Here is a 19,548-nt window from a genome sequence, read left to right on the forward strand (position 1 = left end):
TTAGTGAGTGCGGAGCATGCAAGCATGAAAACAGTAGGTGTATACCTGACCGAATTATTGGCCGGCTATGGGGTGGACACGGTATTCGGCATTCCCGGCGTGCACACCGTGGAGCTGTATCGCGGGCTGGCGGACAGCCCTATCCGCCATGTGACGGCGCGACACGAACAGAGCCTGGGCTTCATGGCCGATGGCTATGCGCGTGTCAGTGGCAAGCCGGGGGTATGTCTGGTGATTACCGGCCCCGGCCTGACCAATATCCTGACCGCCATGGGGCAGGCTTATGCCGACTCCATTCCCATGCTGGTGATTTCCGGTGTCAACGCACTGGGCAAGCTGGGCTCGGGCAATGGCCATTTGCACGAGCTACCAAATCAGCAGGCACTGGCCAGCCAGGTTAGCGCCTTCAGCCACACCATTACCCGCCCGCAAGAATTGCCACAGGTGCTGGCACGCGCCTTTGCCGTGTTCGATGGTGCACGGCCAAGGCCGGTGCATATCGAGATTCCGCTCGACCTGATGTCGGCTGCCGCCGATGGGCTGCCGGCGGTACCCGCCCGGCTGCCACGGCTGCGGCGCAGTGTGGCCGAGGCGGCGGCACTGGCGCAGGCGGCCCAGCTACTGCATGGCGCACGCCGTCCGCTGTTGCTGGTGGGTGGCGGGGCCGTGGCAGCGGCAGCGGAAATCCGCCAACTGGCCGAGCGCCTGCAGGCGCCGACGCTGATGACCATCAATGCCCGTGGCGTGCTGCCGCCGGAGCACCCGCTGGGCTTGTCCTGCAGCGCCTCCAGCCAGGCGGCGCGGCAGCTGATGCGCGACAGCGATGTGGTGCTGGCGCTGGGCACCGAACTGGGCCAGACCGATTACGACGCCTATGTCGATGGTGGCTTTGCCATTCCCGGCGTATTGATCCGGCTGGATATCGATGCGCAGCAACTGTTCCGCAACCGCGCAGCCGATCTGCCCCTGCTGGGCGACTGCGCGGCCAGCTTGCAGCAGTTGCTGGCGCAGTGGCCGGCTGCGCCAGCGGCTTCCTGCTGGGAGGCGGGACGGGTGCAGCAGACGGCGCAGGCGGCCTGGCAAGAGCTGCCCGCCGGCATGCAGCAGGATATCGCCTTGCTGCAGCAGCTGCGCGATGCGGTGCCACAGGCGCTGCTGGTGGGCGACTCCACCCGTCAGGTGTATGCCGGCAATATGGGCTATGCCGCGCCGGCGGTGCAGCGCTGGTTCAATGCCTCGGTGGGCTTCGGCGCGCTGGGTTATGGTCTGCCGGCGGCGCTTGGTGCGGCGCTGGCCAGTGGCGAGCCGGTCATCTGCCTGGCGGGCGACGGTGGTTTTCAGTTCACCCTGGCCGAACTGGGCAGCGTGCTGGAGTGCGAGGCCTGCGTGGTGCTGGTGTTGCTGAACAATGGCGGCTACGGCGAGATCAAGGCTGCCATGCAGGCTGTTGAAGTCGCGCCGCTGGGCGTGGATCTGCACAATCCGGACTTCGTCGCGCTGGCGCGCAGCTATGGCTGGCAGGCACACCGTCTGTCAGCAAGCGAGGCGCTGGCACCACTGGTGCAGGCCGCCTGTGAACGCCGGCAGCCGACGCTGATCGAGCTGTACGAGGTCTAGCCGCAGGAGAAGGCAAGAGTGGTGGCCGCACGGCCACCACCGTGCTCAGCGCGGCAGCCCCAGCGCGTAGCGGATGACTTCGCGCTTGAGCGGGCCGGCCTTGTCGGCCAGTTTCAGTCCCAGCTTGCGGGCGGCCTTGAGCGGGCCGATATTGTTGGCGAAACCATAGCAGAAGGCATCCATGCTGGTCTGCATCGCCAGATTGGCCGGTTTGCGGCGGCGCTCGTAACTCTTGAGTACGCTGGCATCGGCGAAGTCGCGACCCTCGCTGACGGCGTGGCCGATGACTTCTGCGAGTACCGCCACATCCTGAAAGCCCAGATTCACCCCCTGACCCGCCAGCGGATGGATGGTATGGGCGGCATCGCCGGCCAGGACCACGCCGTCTTTTACATAGCAGGCGGCATGGCGGCGGGTGAGGGCGAAGGAGCCGCGTGCCAGCAGCTGGCGGATGCCGCCCAGCTTCTGCGGGAAGTTGGCGCAAAAGGCCGACACCAGTGCTTCATCGCTCAGTGTCAGCAGGCGTTTGACCTCGGTTGGCGTGTTGTACCACACCAGTGAAGCGTGGTTGCCGGTGAGCGGCAGGAAGGCTTGCGGGCCGGTGGCGGTGAAACGCTGCCAGGTGATGTCCTGCTGGCCATAATCCATTTCGCAGCTGGCCACCAGGGCATGCATGGGGTAGTCCCAGCTGGTAATGCCGATGCCGGCTGCATCGCGTACTTGTGAGCGGGCACCGTCGGCTGCCACCAGCAGGCGGGCGACCAGCACGCTGCCATCTTCCAGAGTGACGCGCGAGGCCTTGGGCTCGTAGACAATGTTGGTGATGCGCGCCGGGCACAGGTAACGGATATCGTCTTTTTCCTGCAGGCAGGCGGTGGTGGCCAGTTGTACGATGCGGTTTTCCACGATGTGGCCCAGTGCGTCCACGCCCGCTTCGGCGGCATCAAACAGGGTGCCGTTGCTTTCCTGGTCTTCCCACACCTGCATGCGGCGGTAAGGCGCGGCGCGCATGGCGAGGATGCGTTGCCAGGCACCCAGCCCGTCCAGCAGGCTGGCCGACGCCGGGCTGATGGCCGAAACCCGCAGGTCCGGGGCTTGTGCCGGATCGAATGGCTGCGGTGCAGCCTGTTCCAGCACGGTGATGCTCAGGCCCTTGCCACTGAGGGCGGAGGCCAGGGCGCTGCCCACCATGCCGCCGCCCACGATCAAAATATCCACGTATTCCATTGCCAGCCTCATTGGGCGCGCTTGCGCCTGATTCTCGTTGCACTGATGACGCGCGATTGTGGCAAAGCCCGTCGCCGGCCGCTTTGGTCTGGATCAAGGCTATGCCAGCCGGCGTGGCCTGTTTCAGGGTTTTTCGCCCGAATACAGCGGTCGTTCTTCCAGTACGGCGCGCAGGCGCGGGGTGACGTGCTGGATGAAGGCCTCGTATTTTTTCGGCAGTGGCTGGCGGTAGGGAAACACCAGATACACCGGCCAGCTGCCGCCTTGCCAGCCGGGCAATACCCGCACCAGATGGCCGCTGTCCAGGTAATGGCTGGCCACATAGTGCGGCAGCAGGGCGACGCCGTGGCCGGCGATCAGCCCGGAAATCAGCGAGGCGTACTGGTCGCAGACCAGCATGGGGCGGGTGGTGATGCTTTTGAGCTCGCCGTCTTTTTCCAGCCGCCATTCCCGTCCGTATACATGGTGGCTGTTGAGCAGGATGCGGTGCCGGCACAGATCATCTGGGCTGTTCAGCGGCGGGGCCTTGGCCAGGTAGTCGGGCGAAGCGTAGGGCGCTTCCCAGACAAAGCCCAGTGGCTTGGCCACCAGCCGGTCGTCGTGCACATTGCGCGAGCGGATGCAGAAGTCCACGCCGTCGTTGATCGGGTCTTGCAGGCGGTTTTCGGCGCGCAGTTCCAGCTCCAGATCCGGATGGCAGGCTGCCAGCTCGGACAGCATGGGGGCCAGCAGATACTGGGCAAACGAGGCGGTGGCGCTGATGCGCAGCGGCCCTTCGATCAAGCCCTGGGCCTGTTCGATGTCCGGCCCCACCTGTTCCAGCATTTCACGCAGCTGGCGGGCATGCTCGGCCAGGCGGCGGCCGGTTTCGGTCAGCGCCACACGGCGGGTATTGCGCAGCACCAGCACCGTACCCAAACCTTGTTCCAGCTCTTTTACCAGCTGGCTGATGCGGCTTTTGGCGCAGCCGATATCATCGGCTGCGGCGGTAAAACTGCCTTTGCGGGCCAGGGCATCAAAGGCCAGCAAGGCATCGGGCGAGGGAATCGGGCTTGTTTTCATGGCAGAACAGTGGGTGGGTGAGCCGGCGGGTTTGCGCGCTTTTGACAGGATATTAGCATAGGAATAGTCCTGTTTTTTGAACAGTAGTAAGAATTTTCCGAGGGTGTGGGCCGCGCGGTTGCGTGGTAGTCCATATCTTGATTGTTCTTTTTATTGAACATTGAAGATTTTTTATTGGGGTTAATCTGCAAATTTGTCCTGTGTATGATTGATTGGAGCGTTTTTTAGAACGATAGACAAATCATGAAAGGCAAGACAATGAAAGTACTGGTCATTGGTGGACGCGGCGTGATCGGTAGCGCCGTGGTGGCGCTGCTGTCGGCACAGCATCAGGTGTTGGTGGGTGGTCGCAACGGCGGCGATGTGCAGGTGGACATGACGGACCCGGCCAGCATCGAGGCCATGTATCAGGCGCACCCTGATCTGGATGTGGTAGTGGTGACGGCCGGCCATGTGCCGTTCAAGCCGCTGCAGCAGTTGAGCGAGGCCGACTGGCAGGGGGGGCTGGATCACAAGCTGATGGGGCAGGTGCGGCTGGTGCAGATTGGCGCGCGCCACCTGAAACCCGGTGCGGTGTTCGTGCTGACTTCCGGCCTGCTGGAGCGCGAACATATCAGCGGTGGCAGTTGCGCCAGCCTGGTCAATGGTGCGCTGTCGGCCTTTGTGCGCTCGGCGGCACAGGAGTTGTGGGGTCAGGCGCGGGTGAATCTGGTCAGCCCCGGCCCGGTGGCGGGGGATGAACGCGGAGCCGAGGCTTTTGCCGGTTTCATGCCGATCAGCAGCGAACAGATTGCCCAGAATTATCTGCGCGCCCTGAGCCAGCCCCTGACCGGCAAGGTGCTGGAAGTTTTTGCCGAAGTCACGCGCTAGGACGGGATATGGGAAAATGACCGCCGCTGGCGATTGCCGCCGGCGGTTAAGGCTGCTGACAAAGTTATTTGGTGCGATTGCACTGGACCCGGCAAAGCCGGGCCTTTCGACTACGTTATTGCTTCCGCAGCCTTCCCATTTATTTCCCTTCCCCCGCCCTGGCCTTGCCAATTGAAGAAGGGCACCTCGCTTTCCTTTCTGAAAGCGAGAAGGGGTTGTCAATAATTTGTGATGGATAACCCATGTTGCCCGCCTTTGCGCTTAGTACTGCCATGTTGTTGTGGGCCAGCGCCTTTATTGCGCTCAAGATCGTGTTTGCCGTATTCGACCCGCTGGCGGTGCTGTTTGCCCGCATGATCATCGCCAGCTGTTGCCTGTTGCCCATGTTGTGGCAGCGTGGCGAGCGCTGGCGTTATCAGCGCGGTGACTGGCGCTGGATGCTGGCCATGGGCCTGGCCGAACCCTGTCTGTATTTTCTGTTCGAGGCGCAGGCGCTGGTGAATACCTCGGCCTCGCAGGCCTCGGTGATTACCGCCACGCTGCCGCTGCTCAGTGGCGTGGGAGCCATGTTGTTCCTGCGCGAAAAAATGACGTCACGCAGCTGGCTGGGGCTGGCGGTGTCGTTTGCCGGTGTGCTGTGGCTGACGCTGGACGGCCAGGCGTCGGCCCAGGCCCCGCACCCGGCGCTGGGCAATCTGCTGGAGTTCTGCGCCATGCTGTGCGCCACCTGTTATGTGCTGATTGCCAAGCGGCTGTCGCGCCGCTATTCGGCCCTGGCCATCACCGGCATGCAGACCGTGCTGGGCAGCATCTGGTTCGGCGCGGCCTTGCTCACCCCGTGGGCGCAGTGGCCGGCACACTTCCCACTGTTACCCAGCCTGCTGGTACTCTATCTGGGGGCCTGCGTCACCCTGGGGGCTTACGGCCTGTATACCTGGGCGGTCAGCAAGATGCCGGTGGCGCACGCCTCGGCCTTTATCAATCTGATTCCCTTGTTTACCGTGCTGCTGGCCTGGCTGTTGCTGGACGAAACGCTGGTGGGCAGCCAGTGGCTGGCCTGCCTGCTGGTGCTGGGCGGGGTCGTGCTGGGGCAGCACAAGCCTTCGCCCTCGTCCGCCTGATTGGCTGGTGCGCCATACAGTTTTGGCAAATCTGACCGATACTGTCTTTATTGTCTGTATACCGGCAGCATTGTATTTTGCTAAGGCCGGCAAAACAGGGCAGGATGCGGCCGGACAGGCCCGGTGCGCGCAGTCGCCGCAGAACGGATAACAACAGGATGAATGGCGTGATGAACAAGATGTGGCAGACCTCCACGGTCTACAAGGCAGTCATGATGTGCTTGGGTTTGGGCGTGCTGGCCAGCAGCGCGGTGGCGGAGGAGAAAGCCGCCGAGCCGGCGGCGCCAGGCAAGCCCATTGTCTTGCCGGGCAAGCAGGCTGCGTCGTCACCCGCGGCGGGGGCCGTCACTGGAAAAACCATCATCCTGCCTGGCAAGCTGGCGGCATCCATGGCTGCGGCACGCGCCAAGCCCAAGGAACCGGAAACCCTGCAGCCCGAGGTGAAGCAGTCTGCTGCGCCGCAGATCAAGGCCCCGCTGGGGCCCAGCCCGGAAGTACACGCACCTGGGGTGGCGGCGCACGAGGTGAAACGCACGGTCAAGCCGCGCCGTGTCGCCAAACCCAAGGCGGTGCCGCGCAAGCCGGAGGAAAGCAGCCACGACGAGCACGGCCATGGCTCGGAAGTCCAGCAGGTGCGTGCAGCGGTAACGACCATCCTGCATGACAACAGCGATTACATGGCGCACCACAGTGCCGCCTATTTCAAAACCTTTGCCGAGCATCAGAGCCCGCGTGCCACCGTGGTCACCTGTTCCGATTCGCGGGTACAAAGCGAGGTGATGGACAAGAACGCGGTCAACGATCTGTTCATGGTGCGCGATATCGGCAATCAGCTGGCGACAGCGGAAGGTTCGGTCGAATATGGCGTGCGTCACCTGCATACGCCCTTGCTGATTTTCGTTGGCCATGCTGCCTGCGGGGCGATCAAGGCGGCATCCAGCGATTATGGCAAGCTGGAACCGGCCATCCGCAAGGAACTGGCCACCATCAATATTCCGCAGGGTATCGACCCCACCGATGGCGCACTGCTGAACGTCAACAACCAGGTGGAAAGCGCCATTCTCAAGTTCTCCGGCGAGGTGGAACAAGGACATCTGGCGGTACTGGGAGCCTTCTACGACTTTCGCAACGACCTGCGCCAGGGGGCTGGCAAGCTGATCATCACCAATCTGAACGGCGAAACCGAGCCGGCCAGGATTCGCGAGCTGATGAAGCAAGGCCAGTATTTCAAGTACAGCTTCATGCCCTGAACGCCAGCCAGCGGCTTTGTCCCGTCCACCGCCACCGCGCCATTGCGCCGTGGCGGTTTTTGTTTTGGTGGCAGGTGGCCGAGCCTTGCTGTAAGCAGGCCGCTACAAACCCTGGCGATTGCTGTTTCATGCGGGCGTGCAATTTATTCAATTGAACGATGAAATTGCCGCGCCGATTTGGCCTGGCGCAAAACGCTGGCTAAATAAAGGGAGTAATCTGGCTTTAATTAAGAAGACGCCTTGAAAATAAAGGCTGTCTGACAATTTTACCGTACAGGTTAATTGACATTTTTGTAGTGGGTTAATTACAGAAATGGCGCGGTGAGCCGGATAAACAGATGCCGTGATTATATATCCATGTAAATGGAATAATCCGCTGGCCATTTATCCGCTCTGACAGATTTCTTTCCTTATTGGAGTAGCATCATGTCGGTTTCCACTCTTGAACAACTCGATGCGCTGGTAGCGCGTGTCAAACAGGCCCAGGCGGTTTTTGCCGAGTTTTCCCAGCAGCAGGTCGATGCCATCTTCCGCAGTGCCGCGCTGGCGGCCGCCGATGCCCGCATTCCGCTGGCACGCATGGCGGTGGAAGAAACCGGCATGGGGGTGATGGAAGACAAGGTGATCAAGAACCACTTTGCCTCCGAGTACATCTACAACAAGTACAAGGATGAAAAGACCTGCGGCGTGCTGTCGGAAGACGACAGCTTCGGCACCATCACCATCGCCGAGCCCATTGGCATCCTGTGCGGCATCGTGCCCACCACCAACCCCACCTCCACCGCCATCTTCAAGGCGTTGATCGCCCTGAAAACCCGCAACGCCATCATCTTCTCGCCGCACCCGCGTGCCCGCCGCTCCACTTGCGAAGCGGCACGACTGGTGCTGGATGCCGCCGTGGCTGCCGGTGCTCCCAAGGACATCATCGGCTGGATCGACGAACCGAGCGTGGAGCTGTCCAATGCGCTGATGCAGCACCCGGACATCAACCTGATCCTGGCCACTGGCGGCCCCGGCATGGTGAAGGCAGCCTATTCTTCCGGCAAGCCGGCCATCGGCGTGGGCGCGGGCAATACCCCAGCGGTGATCGATGAAACCGCCGACATCAAGCGCGCCGTGGCTTCCATCCTGATGTCCAAGACCTTCGACAACGGCGTGGTGTGCGCCTCCGAGCAATCGGTCATCGTGGTGGACAGCATTTATGAGGCCGTGCGCGAGCGCTTTTCGCGCCATGGCGGTTACATCCTCAGCGCGCAGGAAACCGCTGCCGTGGCCGGGGTCATCCTCAATCGCGGCAATCTGAATGCCGCCATTGTCGGCCAGAGCGCGGTGAAGATTGCCGCCATGGCCGGCATCACCGTACCGGCCGACACCAAGGTGCTGATTGGCGAAGTGAGCGATCTGTCGAATGACGAAGCCTTCGCCCACGAAAAGCTGTCGCCCACGCTGGCCATGTACCGCGCCCGTGATTTTGTCGATGCCTGCGACAAGGCTGCTGCGCTGGTGACGCTGGGCGGTATTGGCCACACCTCGGCGCTGTATACCGATCAGGACTTGCAGGGCGAGCGCATCCGCTACTTTGGCGACAAGATGAAAACCGCACGCATCCTGATCAACACCCCGTCCTCGCATGGCGGTATCGGCGACTTGTACAACTTCAGCCTGGCCCCGTCGCTGACCCTGGGCTGCGGCTCCTGGGGCGGCAATTCCATCTCGGAAAACGTCGGTCCCAAGCATCTGATCAACAAGAAAACCGTGGCCAAGAGGGCGGAAAACATGCTGTGGCACAAACTGCCCAAGTCCATTTACTTCCGCCGTGGCTGCCTGCCGGTGGCACTGGAAGACCTGGCCGGCAAGAAACGCTGCCTGATCGTGACCGGGCAATATCTGCTGGAACACGGCTTTGTCGACGAGCCTATCCGCCTGTTGAAAAAGATGGGGCTGGAAGTGGAAGTGTTCTTCGAAGTGCCGGCCGATCCCACGCTGGCCATCGTACGTAAGGGCGCTGATCTGGCCCATGCCTTCCAGCCGGACGTGATCATGGCGCTGGGTGGCGGCTCGCCGATGGACGCTGCCAAAATCATGTGGGTGATGTACGAACACCCGGAAGTGCATTTTGCCGACCTGGCGCTGCGCTTCATGGATATTCGCAAACGCATTTACCAGTTCCCCAAGCTGGGTGGCAAAGCCATGCTGGTGGCGGTGCCCACCACTTCTGGTACTGGCTCGGAAGTCACCCCGTTTGCCGTGGTGACCGACGAAGTGACCGGGGTGAAATACCCGATTGCCGACTACGAACTGACCCCGCACATGGCCATCATCGATGCCAATCTGGTGATGGACATGCCCAAGTCGCTCACTGCCTTTGGCGGTATCGATGCCGTGACGCACGCGCTGGAAGCCTATGTCTCGGTGATGGCCAACGAGTATTCCGACCCACAAGCCTTGCAGGCGCTGAAGCTGCTGAAGGACTACCTGCCATCGGCCTATGCCAAGGGCGCAGGCGACCCCAAGGCGCGCGAACAGGTGCATAACGCCGCCACCATTGCCGGCATCGCCTTTGCCAATGCCTTCCTTGGCGTGTGCCACTCCATGGCGCACAAGCTGGGCGCAGAGTTCGGCCTGGCACACGGTTTGGCCAATGCCTTGCTGATCAGCAATGTCATCCGCTACAACGCGGCCGACATCCCGACCAAGCAAACCGCCTTCAGCCAGTACGACCGGCCCAAGAGCGTGGCCCGCTATGCTGAAATCGCCCGTTATCTGGGGCTGGAAGCCAGCCGCGATCACGAGCGGGTGGAAAAACTGGTGCAGTGGGTGGACGAACTGAAGCAGACGCTGAACATCCCCATGTCGATTCAGGCCGCCGGGGTGGGCGAGGCGGATTTCCTCGCCAAGGTGGACAAGCTGGCCGAGGCGGCTTTTGATGACCAGTGCACCGGCGCTAACCCGCGCTATCCGCTGATCAGCGAACTGAAGCAACTGCTGCTGGACAGCTACTACGGCCACGCCTGGTGCGAAGCCCATCTGCGCGAGGCCGCCACCGCGCCTGTTGTGTCCGCCAAGCCCAAGGGCAAGCTCAAAGCGGTATAACCCTTCAGCGCATCGCCGCACAGGCCCGGAGCACGCTCCGGGCTTTTTGCGTCCGACACCGCTTCGGGTGCTGGTCGCCGTGCGGGCTAGCGCAGTAGCATGCACACTGGTTTGCCGCATCAGGAGGAGGGCGAATGGCTGAGCGCATCGCATATTACCGTAGCAGCCTGCACGGCATTCACGCCATGCAGGCCGATAGCAGCCGGAGCTTTGCCCGCCATAGCCACGATGAATACGGCATAGGGCTGATCGTGCGCGGAGCGCAGCGTTCCTTCAGTGGTCGCGGCATGGTGCAGGCCGGGCCGGGCGACCTCATCATGGTCAATCCCGGCGAAGTGCACGATGGCCAACCCTTGCTGGATGGTGGCCGCGCCTGGCGCATGCTGTATATCCAGCCCGCACTGTGGCAGCAGCTGGCTGAGGAGCTGGCCGAACAGGATGGCCGTCCGCAGCCGCTGTTGTTGCCACAGCTGAGTGATGTCTGCCTGCGGCAGCAGTTTGTCCAGGCCTTTGCCTTGTTGTGTGGGGAGAGGACTGCCGGGCTGCAGGCAGAACAGGCCATGCTGCAACTGCTGTCGCGGCTGTTGCCCGCGCATGGCTATCGCCCACCGTCATCGGCCTGCTCTGCCGACATCGCCCGCGTGCGGGCGCTACTGGATGATGAGCCCGCTCAGCCACACAGCCTGTCCACGCTGGCAGAGCTGGCCGGTATCAGCCGTTTTCGCTTGCTGCGCAGCTTTAGCCAGCAACTGGGTTGCAGCCCGCATGACTACCAGCAGCAGCGTCGCCTTAACCTGGCGCGTGGCCTGATTGCGCAGGGCAGGCCGCTGGCCGATGTGGCTGCGAGTAGCGGCTTTGCCGACCAGAGCCATATGAACCGGGTGTTCCTGCAGCGGCTGGGGATTACCCCGGGTTGCTATGCCCAGGCGCTGCGCTAAGACGCTGTGCACGATCTGGGATACTCGGGTGATCCTGCGTTGAAACGTCGTTCAAAATGCGCATGGACTCCCTGTTCATTGTGCTTTTTCACGTCCTTCCGCCTTGTCTGCCCCCCCTTCGTCCCCCCCTGGATCGTGAATACCTTCTAAGAGCTGTTCATAGGCTGCTGCAATAAGGTCCAAGCCGGGACAGGCCGGCATCGGTTTAGCTAGCGGTTTTCTAGCCTGTAACTGGAGCTGCCGATGTCATCCCGCTGGATTGCCTATCTTTACCTGCTGCTGGCCATGTTGGGCGCTGGCAGTACCGTGGTGGTCAGCAAGCTGGTGTCCGCCAGCCTGCCGCCCTTTACCGCCACCGCCATCCGTTTCGGCATGGCCTTGCCGCTGTTTGTGTTGCTGATGGGCTGGCGGCGTGCTGACTGGCCCCGGCTCTGCCGGCATGACTGGCTCATCCTCACCATGCAGGCGGGCGCTGGCAGCGTCGGTTATACCGTGTTGTTGCTGGCCGGAACACGTTTGACCACCGCCGCCAGTGCCGGTGTGATGATGGGTACGCTACCGGCCGTGTCCAGTCTGCTGGCCTGGCTGTTGTTTCGCGAAAGCATGCACTGGCGGCAGGGGCTGGCGCTGCTGCTGTGCAGCGCGGGGGCGCTGACGGTGTCCTTGCGCAGCGGTGCGGCATTGTCGTTCGGCACGGCCGGCGAGCTGGCCGGCAACGGGCTGATCCTGCTGGCGGTGGCCTGCGAGGCGCTGTTCATCCTGCTTAACCGCCGTTTGCATACGCCTTTGCCGCCGTTGGCCTTGTCCTGCTATCTGTGTGCGCTGGGTCTGCTGCTGGCCTTGCCGCCAGCGGCGCTGGAGTGGCAGGGCAACTGGCATGTGTCAGCAGTCGCGCTGCTTGGCCTGGCTTATTACGCGGTGGTGCCAACCGTAGTGGGTTTTGTGCTGTGGTATGCCGGTGCCGCGCGGGTGGCGGCGAGCGAGGCGGCCTTGTTCACTGCGGTGTTGCCGGTGTCGGCGCTATTGTTTGCCGCCGCTTTACTACAGGAGGAGATCCGCCTGTCACAGCTGGCCGGCATGGCCTGTGTGCTGGCGGCCTTGTTATTGCAGCTCTTGCCTGCGCTGCACCGACCCAGCTCCGCCGAGATAATGGGGGAAAAGTGAGTTTTGTACTGAGGAGGGACATTATCGTGCCGAGCAAGCTTGCTAAAAGGTCAAGTAATCTGTCATACATAATCTTCCTTCAACTGAGGAGCAGATCATGCAGATGAGTGACTTTCCCTTTGGCGTGACCGACTGGTCGGCCATCGCCCCTACCGAGCATCCCGGCGCAAGCGGCATGGCGCTGTGGCGTACCTGTCAGTTCGGCACTATCCGCGTGCGCATGGTGGAGTACAGCGCCGGTTATCTGGCGGACCACTGGTGTCGCAAGGGCCATATCCTGCTGTGTCTGGAAGGCGAATTGCTGACCGAGCTGGCCGATGGCCGCCGCTTCATGCTGACGCCGGGCCTGAGCTATCAGGTGGAAGACGAGGGCGAGCCGCACCGCTCGTCCACCCAGACCGGAGCGCGGCTGTTCATCGTGGATTGAATGGTTTGCCTACTGCCCCGGCCAACTGAGATTGTTGAAGGCCTGGGCCGTCCGGCTGCCGCCTGTGCTGTAGCCGTTACTGCAGGGCAATGGCTCGGGGCAGGGCGGAATGTCGCTGGATGCACGTGGCTGGCTGAGCGTGAAGACCCGCGCAAAACTGTTGGCCACGGCATAGCGCGGCGTGTCCAGCAGCGGTTGGCTGCTGCCGGGCCGGGCAATCTGCGCCAGGGTGCGGGCAATGGCGGCATGATCGTAGCAGTCATGGTCGATGGTCGCCTGGCGGATATAGGGTGACACGATGATGGCCGGTACCCGCAGACCAAACTGGTCGAAGCGGAAATTGTGCATATTAAGCGGACCGGGTGGCTGGGCTTGCAGTATGGGCAGGCCGTTCACACTGCGGGGATCTGGCAGGACGTGATCGAAGAAACCGCCATGCTCGTCAAAAACGATGAGCAGGGCTGATTCATTCCAGTAGCGGGAGGACTTGATTGCCTCGTAGATGCGCTTGACCAGGGCCTCGCCGTTGCGGACATCACCCACCGGATGCATCGATTCCCCGTTGCGGAAATTGCCCAGGGCATCGTAGCGCGGTTCGATGAAGATGAAGCGCTCGTCATCCAGCTTGCCGTCCTGCAGCCGTTGCAACAGGGTGCCGTGTTCGATGAAACGCCATTTGCGCGCGTCTTCATTCACCCCTTTCAAGGCCCAGGCTTGTGGCGGCGGGTCGCCGAAGGCCACCAGCCATTCTGCCGGATTCAGCCGGGTTAGCAGGGAGTCGCTGCCGGTGCCGAATTTTTCGCCGTCAAAAATATCCGAGGCCAGAATGCGGTTGGTGGAGGGAGAGTGATCCAGCCCCCAGGAGGTAGCAGCCAGGGCAAAGAAGCGGTTGGGCCAGGTGGGGCCAGGCACACTGGAAAACCAGCGATCACATACGGCAAACTGGTGCGCCAGAAAATTCAGCACCGGCAGTTGTTCCGGACTGAAACCGCGCATGGCACTGGCAACATCTTGCTGGTGTGCCGACAGGCAACGGGCAAAACCTGCCTGCTGGGCCGTGGCGGCCAGCGCGGGGTAGCTGCCATTGCCGGGCAGGCTGGCGCTATCGTTGAGGCATTGTTCCGGGGTGACTGCCGCTTGGCCGCCGCATAACTGCAGCAGTACATCGGAAAATTCGTGGCCAGGGTCGCTGTTGAGGCGGAAGCTGGCCCCGGCTGCCACCGTATGCAGGGTGCCATTGCCATCCACATTGCTGAACGGTGGCTTGCCTATCAAGCCGTCGGCATGGGTGGGCTGCCCGTCGGGTGTCCAGCCGCGCAGGTCGGACCAGCCAAGAATATTGTCGTAGGAGCGGTTTTCCAGCATCAGGACAAACAGCTTGCGTATCTTGTCGATGGCTGACATGGCGGGCTCCTAACCGGTCTTGAAAATGGAAGCGATCTTGTTGGCACCGTAAGGTAGGTACAAGGACGCCCCGGCCAGGAAAAAGCTCCAGGCATCATTGGCCTGGCTGATCGACTGTCCATGACACAAGCGCCAGAGGACGAAATAGCCGGTTGCCACGAAAAAACTCCCCAAAATAATGCTGCCTAACAGGGCAATCAGCCGGGAGGAGCTGGCAATCAGCGGCGGCAGATCACCCGCTGCGGGAGTGGGGCTGCCCTCTGGCAGTGTGGACTCTTCTGCCAGAGCCTGGGCCAGGCTCCAGTTCTGTTTCTTCAGGGTTTTGACCACCAAGAGCAGACTCGTCACGAGCAGGATGGTGGTACCGATCATGAGGGTATTGGTCAGCATGTCCGGCAAAGCGGCATTGCTGTTGTTGTCGGCCAGGGCAAAGGCGGGTAGCAGGCCGAACAATACGGCAGGCCGATGGATGGGACGCGGTAGGGTGGGTAGCAAGCACATGGCACTCTCCAGGTAGAACCGTGGCTCGGCAAATTGCCCAGACACGCAAATGCCCCCGATACGCTATGTATTGCCCGCTGCACCATGCTGCCGGGTGGCAGGATGGGAAGCAATATTATTGATTTAAACAGTTTGTAGTATATGGTGGATATGGCTGATTGCAAGTCACCGGCAAGCCTGATGTCATGCCCGGAATGGTTACGAGCAAGCGACCATCCTGATGATGGTGGCTGGTGATGCGGTTGCCGTTGCCGTTGCCGATAGCGATGGCGGCCAGCAGCCTGTCGCGCAGTGTGGAGGCCATTGCCCAGATGTCGGAACAGAATGCTGCCGCCATTGGCCCGGTGGCCGGAGCGGCCAGCCGCATGGCTGGCCACCTCGCAGACCCTGCAACAAAGCGTGGCCAAGTTCCAGCTGTAAGCGGGCTACCTGCTGCCTAGCTCAGGCCGGCTTGCTGCTCTTGCGTGGTTTGCTGGCCGGTTTGGCCACGCTGGCGGCTTCACCCTCGCTCAGCGCCACCGGTTTCACCTTGGCGCTGGCCGCTTTGGGTTTGACTGCTGGTTCGCCCTTCTGGATATGCAACAGGCGGCGGCGGATGTCGTCGGTGTCCAGCCAGATATCCTCGCCCTTGCTGATGCGCTCCAGCTCCTGATCGCTGAGGAAGGGGCGGCAGACGTTGCGCATCACCTTGTCGAACCACTTGCGGCTGGCCATGACCTGCGCCGCCTGTTCGTTACCTTTGCCAATGGAGGCAGAGGAGTAGTTGTGGAACATCAGCTGGCAAGTGTCGTGCACGATCAGTTCGTCACCGGCCAGGAAAATCAGCGCGCCCATCGAATAGGCGCGGGCCTCCAGAATGGTGATGACATGGGCGTCGCTGGCCGCGATGTTGTTGATGATCTGCAGCCCGGTATCGAAATTGCCGCCGGGGGTGTTCAGATGCAGGAAGATCAGGTCGGTGGCGCTGGCGGTGCGCAGGGTGTACAGCAGGTCGGTGTACTGGATGGGGTCGACGATTTCGCCGGACAGATAGTAGGAAATCTGCCGGATCACGCCTTGTGATTCGTAGCGGCGGAAGGCGGGCAGTTTCACATCCTCGTCTTCGTCGTCGTCATTGCTGCGGCCTTGCAGCGGGGCAGGGTAGAGAGAGTGGGTCATCGCATTTTCCTGTTGTTGTAAGGATGAGGAAGACTGCGTGTTGCTCTTGCAGTGTAGTCCTGCCACCGCAGCGGCGGCCAGCCTGTTTCCCCCGCGTTTTGCGATGTGGCAAGACGGCAGGCAGAAAAAACGCCTGCGGCACAGGGCGGCAGGCGTTGTGGAATCAGCATGGGGTGGGGCTTAGCTCAGCTCCTTCATTGGCTCAGCTCCTTCAGCAGCTCCTTCACCCGTACCAGGCGCAGGCCCACTTCTTCTATTTTTGTTTCCACGCGCAGTTTGTCCTGCCCGGCCAGCTTGTAGTTCTTCTTGCTCTGAATCAGCTGGATGATCTTCATCGGATCGATCGGCGGGTTCTTGATGAACTGCAGCTGGATGGCCACTTCGCTGGCATCCAGCTTGGCTACGCCCAGCGGCTTGGCCAGCAGGCGCAGGCGGTGGCTTTCGATCAGCGTTTTCACCGTTTGCGGCGGCAGGCCGAAGCGGTCGATCAGCTCCTCGTGGATGTCGTCGATGTCCTGCTCGGTGTCGCAGGTGGCCAGGCGCTTGTACAGCACCAGCCGTTCATGCACGTCCGGGCAGTAGGCATCCGGCAGCAGCGCCGGGCTGTGCATATTGATTTCGGTGGTGACACCCAGCGGTGCGTCCAGATCCGGCTCGCGGCCTTTTTTCAGGTCGCGCACCGCCTGTTTCAGCATCTCGGTAAACAGCGAGAAGCCCACTTCCTGCATCTCGCCCGACTGGCCCTCGCCCAGCACTTCGCCCGCACCACGGATTTCCATATCGTGCATGGCCAGATAGAAGCCGGCCCCCAGCTCGCCCGACAGCTGGATGGCTTCCAGCCGCTTGCCGGCGTCCTTGGTCATGCCGTCCGGTGTCAGCAGATAGGCATAAGCCTGGTGATGGCTGCGGCCCACCCGGCCACGCAACTGGTGCAGCTGGGCCAGGCCGAACTTGTCGGCGCGGTTGATCAGGATGGTGTTGGCATTGGGAATGTCGATGCCGGTTTCGATGATGGTGGAGCACAGCAGCACATTGAAGCGCTGCTGCAGAAAGTCGCGCATCACCTGTTCCAGCTCGCGTTCGCGCAACTGACCATGGGCCACGGCGATGCGCGCTTCCGGCACCAGTTCGGCCAGTTTTTCGCGCATGTTCTCGATGGTATCCACTTCGTTATGCAGGAAGAACACCTGGCCGCCACGCTTGAGTTCGCGCAGCACGGCTTCGCGGATTACGCCATTGCTGGCCGGGCTGATGAAGGTTTTCACCGCCAGCCGGCGGTTGGGGGCGGTGGCGATGACGGAGAAGTCACGCAGGCCTTCCAGTGCCATCGACAGCGTGCGCGGAATCGGTGTGGCGGTGAGGGTGAGCACGTCGACATTGGCGCGCAGGCGCTTGAGCTGTTCCTTCTGGCGCACGCCAAAGCGGTGCTCCTCGTCGATGATCACCAGCCCCAGGTTCTTGAACTGTACGTCCGGCTGCACCAGCTTGTGGGTGCCGATGACGATGTCCACCGTGCCCTCGGCGAGGCCCGCCATCGCGGCCTTGCTTTCCTTGGCGCTGCGAAAGCGCGACAGTTCGGCAATCTTGATCGGCCAGTCGTTGAAGCGGTCGGAGAAATTCTGGAAATGCTGCTCGGCCAGCAGGGTGGTGGGCACCAGCAGCGCCACCTGCTTGCCCCCCATGACCGCCACAAAAGCCGCCCGTAGCGCGACTTCGGTCTTGCCAAAGCCCACATCGCCGCAGACCAGCCGGTCCATCGGCTTGCCGCTGCACATATCGTGGATGACCGCTTCGATGGCATTGGCCTGATCGATGGTTTCCTCGAAGCCGAAACCGGCGGCGAAGGCATCGTAATCGTGGTGGGACAGGGTAAAGCTGTGGCCTTCGCGCGCAGCACGCTGGGCATACAGATTGAGCAGTTCGGCGGCGGTGTCGCGGGCTTTTTCGGCGGCGCGCTTCTTGGCCTTTTCCCAGGCCGGGTTGCCCAGCTTGTGCAAGGGAGCCTGCTCGGACGGGCCGCCGGCATAGCGCGAAATCAGGTGCAGCTGGCTCACCGGCACGTAGAGCGTGGCATTGTCGGCGTATTCCAGCTGCATCAGCTCGGTTTCGCCTTCGCCCAGGTCCATCGACACCAGGCCGATATAGCGGCCGATACCGTGCTGTTCGTGTACCACCGGGTCGCCGGATTTGACCTCGGCCAGGTCGCGCAGCATGGAGTCCGAACTCATCTTCACATGGCGGCGGCGGGTATGGCTGCGCGCGATGTGCTGGTACAGCTCGCTTTCCGTAATGATGGAGCGCGCGGGCTGCTGCTGGGCAAAGCCGGAATACAGCGGGGCCACCACCAGTGCCAGCGGCATGCTGCCGTCGGCAAATTCCTGCCAGTTGTCGATCAGCTGCGGCTTGATGCCGTGTTCCTGCAGGAACTGCACCATGGTTTCGCGCCGGCCCAGGCTTTCTGCCGTCAGCAGTACGCGCTGGCCGCTGCTTTGCAGGTAGTGCGCCAGCTTGTGCAGCGGGTTGTCGGCGCGGCGCTCCACCGCCAGATCGGGAAGGGCCAGGCTGACGGCATCCGGCTCGCCACTGGCGGGGATTTCAATGCGCGAATAGGGCTTGATGCGGCCGAGGAACTCGTCCTGGCGCAAGAACACATCGGCCGGCGGCAGTACCGGACGTTCCGGGTCGCCCTGTGCCATGTGGTAGCGGTTCTGCACGTCTTTCCAGAAGGTGTCGGCAGCACCGGCCACGTCGCGGTGTAGTACCACCAGCGCTGATTCACCCACGTAGTCGAACAGGGTGGCGGTTTCGTCGAAGAACAGCGGCAGGTAGTACTCGATGCCGGCCGGGAACAGATTGGCCGACACCTCTTTATAAATGCGGCTTTTGGACGGATCACCCTCGACGCGCTCGCGGTAGTGCTGGCGGAAGGCGGTGACGCCGGTTTCGTCGGCCGGGTATTCCCGCGCCGGCAGCATGCGGATTTCCGGCACCGGGTACAGCGTGCGCTGGCTGTCCGGGTCGAAGGTGCGCAGGCTGTCGATTTCCTTGTCGAACAGGTCGATGCGGTAGGGCAGGGTGCTGCCCATGGGGAACAGGTCCACGAGGCCGCCACGAATGGAAAACTCGCCCGGTGCCATCACCTGGGTGACGTGGTTGTAGCCGGCCGTCACCATGTCGGCGCGCAATTGCTCCACATCCAGTTGCTGCTTGCTTTGCAACAAAAAGGTGCGGCCCAGCAGATAGCTGACCGGGGCCAGCCGCGTCATGGCGGTGCTGACCGGGGCAATCACCACCTGGCATTCGCCGCGATGGATCTGCCACAGCGTGGCCAGCCGCTCGCTCACCAGTTCGCCGTGTGGCGAAAAGTGGTCGTAGGGCAGGGTTTCCCAGTCGGGCAGCAGGGCGGCCTTGATGTCGGGCGCAAACCACGGCAGCTCGGCCTTCAGCCGCTGGGCGGCCTGGGCATCGGCAGTGAGAATGAGCAGGGTATGGCCAGCCTGGGCCAGACCGGCCAGTACGGCCGCGTCCAGACCATCCGGCAGGGCGGGGCAGCGGGTCTTTTGACCGGCCGGGGCAATGCGGGGCAGAGTGTCCAACATTCTTCTTCACATTCGTGGATCTGCGGGTATTATACCAGCGGGCATTTCATACCAAAGGTGTGTTTGCCATCCATTTACAAGAGGCCACAAGGCCCGCAATCCGCCAGGCATCTGAAC

The 19,548-nt window shown here is 62.2% G+C and carries 15 protein-coding genes; 8 read left to right on the forward strand and 7 right to left on the reverse strand.

Translation table 11 applies throughout. From position 1 onward, the window contains the following. Positions 1–24 precede the first annotated feature (24 nt). On the forward strand, positions 25–1,617 hold the full coding sequence (locus DBR44_RS14115; protein WP_124644668.1) for a 5-guanidino-2-oxopentanoate decarboxylase: 1,593 nt from the start codon (positions 25–27) through the stop codon (positions 1,615–1,617). Between the two features lie 45 nt (positions 1,618–1,662). Here DBR44_RS14115 and DBR44_RS14120 read toward each other — a convergent pair whose 3' ends face one another. Together DBR44_RS14120 and DBR44_RS14125 are read right to left on the reverse strand one after the other, a co-directional pair. After that, a complete protein-coding gene (locus DBR44_RS14120) occupies positions 1,663–2,844 on the reverse strand; it encodes an FAD-dependent monooxygenase (protein ID WP_124644669.1) in 1,182 nt (393 codons plus the stop codon). 123 nt (positions 2,845–2,967) lie between these two features. Next, positions 2,968–3,906 (reverse strand): LysR family transcriptional regulator, encoded by a 939-nt coding sequence (locus DBR44_RS14125; RefSeq protein WP_124644670.1) that lies wholly within the window; start codon positions 3,904–3,906, stop codon positions 2,968–2,970. A 258-nt stretch (positions 3,907–4,164) separates the two neighbouring features. Here DBR44_RS14125 and DBR44_RS14130 point away from each other — a divergent pair, with 258 nt between their 5' ends. The 7 genes from DBR44_RS14130 to DBR44_RS14160 all read left to right on the forward strand — a co-directional run bounded on the left by DBR44_RS14130 (position 4,165) and on the right by DBR44_RS14160 (position 12,769). Then, positions 4,165–4,776, forward strand: a complete 612-nt coding sequence (locus tag DBR44_RS14130; protein ID WP_158613623.1) for a short chain dehydrogenase — start codon at positions 4,165–4,167, stop codon at positions 4,774–4,776. 242 nt (positions 4,777–5,018) lie between these two features. Beyond that, positions 5,019–5,897 (forward strand): DMT family transporter, encoded by an 879-nt coding sequence (locus DBR44_RS14135; RefSeq protein ID WP_124644672.1) that lies wholly within the window; start codon positions 5,019–5,021, stop codon positions 5,895–5,897. Between the two features lie 170 nt (positions 5,898–6,067). Next, a complete protein-coding gene (locus DBR44_RS14140; RefSeq protein ID WP_233578571.1) occupies positions 6,068–7,147 on the forward strand; it encodes a carbonic anhydrase in 1,080 nt (359 codons plus the stop codon). A 426-nt stretch (positions 7,148–7,573) separates the two neighbouring features. Continuing rightward, on the forward strand, positions 7,574–10,240 hold the full coding sequence (gene adhE, locus DBR44_RS14145) for a bifunctional acetaldehyde-CoA/alcohol dehydrogenase (RefSeq protein WP_124644673.1): 2,667 nt from the start codon (positions 7,574–7,576) through the stop codon (positions 10,238–10,240). Between the two features lie 134 nt (positions 10,241–10,374). Next, the gene (locus DBR44_RS14150; protein ID WP_124644674.1) at positions 10,375–11,178 is read left to right on the forward strand and encodes an AraC family transcriptional regulator; all 804 of its coding nucleotides are present in this window, start codon (positions 10,375–10,377) and stop codon (positions 11,176–11,178) included. A 243-nt stretch (positions 11,179–11,421) separates the two neighbouring features. Beyond that, positions 11,422–12,342, forward strand: a complete 921-nt coding sequence (locus DBR44_RS14155; RefSeq protein ID WP_124644675.1) for a DMT family transporter — start codon at positions 11,422–11,424, stop codon at positions 12,340–12,342. Between the two features lie 97 nt (positions 12,343–12,439). Continuing rightward, positions 12,440–12,769: a DHCW motif cupin fold protein gene (locus DBR44_RS14160; RefSeq protein WP_124644676.1), complete on the forward strand. Its 330-nt coding sequence runs from the start codon at positions 12,440–12,442 to the stop codon at positions 12,767–12,769. A 9-nt stretch (positions 12,770–12,778) separates the two neighbouring features. On the opposite strand, the gene DBR44_RS14165 is transcribed toward DBR44_RS14160, so the two are convergent. The 5 genes from DBR44_RS14165 to mfd form a co-directional block, all read right to left on the reverse strand. Next, positions 12,779–14,173: an alkaline phosphatase family protein gene (locus tag DBR44_RS14165; RefSeq protein ID WP_199731059.1), complete on the reverse strand. Its 1,395-nt coding sequence runs from the start codon at positions 14,171–14,173 to the stop codon at positions 12,779–12,781. Between the two features lie 9 nt (positions 14,174–14,182). After that, positions 14,183–14,674 carry a hypothetical protein gene (locus tag DBR44_RS14170; protein ID WP_124644677.1) on the reverse strand — a complete coding sequence of 164 codons (492 nt, stop codon included), beginning with the start codon at positions 14,672–14,674 and terminating at the stop codon, positions 14,183–14,185. A gap of 115 nt (positions 14,675–14,789) precedes the next feature. Further along, the gene (locus DBR44_RS14175) at positions 14,790–15,041 is read right to left on the reverse strand and encodes a hypothetical protein (RefSeq protein ID WP_124644678.1); all 252 of its coding nucleotides are present in this window, start codon (positions 15,039–15,041) and stop codon (positions 14,790–14,792) included. Between the two features lie 74 nt (positions 15,042–15,115). Continuing rightward, a complete protein-coding gene (locus tag DBR44_RS14180; RefSeq protein WP_124644679.1) occupies positions 15,116–15,832 on the reverse strand; it encodes an ATP-dependent Clp protease proteolytic subunit in 717 nt (238 codons plus the stop codon). A gap of 194 nt (positions 15,833–16,026) precedes the next feature. Beyond that, positions 16,027–19,431, reverse strand: coding sequence for a transcription-repair coupling factor (mfd, locus tag DBR44_RS14185; RefSeq protein ID WP_124644680.1), 3,405 nt, complete (start codon positions 19,429–19,431; stop codon positions 16,027–16,029). Between the last annotated feature and the right edge of the window lie 117 nt (positions 19,432–19,548).

Source organism: Aquitalea sp. FJL05, assembly GCF_003852595.1.
Classification (GTDB): domain Bacteria; phylum Pseudomonadota; class Gammaproteobacteria; order Burkholderiales; family Chromobacteriaceae; genus Aquitalea; species Aquitalea aquatilis.

Bases quoted from the DNA above. Each gene is read 5' to 3' on its own strand.
- DBR44_RS14115 (WP_124644668.1), top strand. From the start codon at position 25: ATGAAAACAGTAGGTGTATACCTGACCGAATTATTGGCCGGCTATGGG.
- DBR44_RS14120 (WP_124644669.1), bottom strand. From the start codon at position 2,844: ATGGAATACGTGGATATTTTGATCGTGGGCGGCGGCATGGTGGGCAGC.
- DBR44_RS14125 (WP_124644670.1), bottom strand. From the start codon at position 3,906: ATGAAAACAAGCCCGATTCCCTCGCCCGATGCCTTGCTGGCCTTTGAT.
- DBR44_RS14130 (WP_158613623.1), top strand. From the start codon at position 4,165: ATGAAAGTACTGGTCATTGGTGGACGCGGCGTGATCGGTAGCGCCGTG.
- DBR44_RS14135 (WP_124644672.1), top strand. From the start codon at position 5,019: ATGTTGCCCGCCTTTGCGCTTAGTACTGCCATGTTGTTGTGGGCCAGC.
- DBR44_RS14140 (WP_233578571.1), top strand. From the start codon at position 6,068: ATGAACAAGATGTGGCAGACCTCCACGGTCTACAAGGCAGTCATGATG.
- adhE (WP_124644673.1), top strand. From the start codon at position 7,574: ATGTCGGTTTCCACTCTTGAACAACTCGATGCGCTGGTAGCGCGTGTC.
- DBR44_RS14150 (WP_124644674.1), top strand. From the start codon at position 10,375: ATGGCTGAGCGCATCGCATATTACCGTAGCAGCCTGCACGGCATTCAC.
- DBR44_RS14155 (WP_124644675.1), top strand. From the start codon at position 11,422: ATGTCATCCCGCTGGATTGCCTATCTTTACCTGCTGCTGGCCATGTTG.
- DBR44_RS14160 (WP_124644676.1), top strand. From the start codon at position 12,440: ATGCAGATGAGTGACTTTCCCTTTGGCGTGACCGACTGGTCGGCCATC.
- DBR44_RS14165 (WP_199731059.1), bottom strand. From the start codon at position 14,173: ATGTCAGCCATCGACAAGATACGCAAGCTGTTTGTCCTGATGCTGGAA.
- DBR44_RS14170 (WP_124644677.1), bottom strand. From the start codon at position 14,674: ATGTGCTTGCTACCCACCCTACCGCGTCCCATCCATCGGCCTGCCGTA.
- DBR44_RS14175 (WP_124644678.1), bottom strand. From the start codon at position 15,041: ATGCGGCTGGCCGCTCCGGCCACCGGGCCAATGGCGGCAGCATTCTGT.
- DBR44_RS14180 (WP_124644679.1), bottom strand. From the start codon at position 15,832: ATGACCCACTCTCTCTACCCTGCCCCGCTGCAAGGCCGCAGCAATGAC.
- mfd (WP_124644680.1), bottom strand. From the start codon at position 19,431: ATGTTGGACACTCTGCCCCGCATTGCCCCGGCCGGTCAAAAGACCCGC.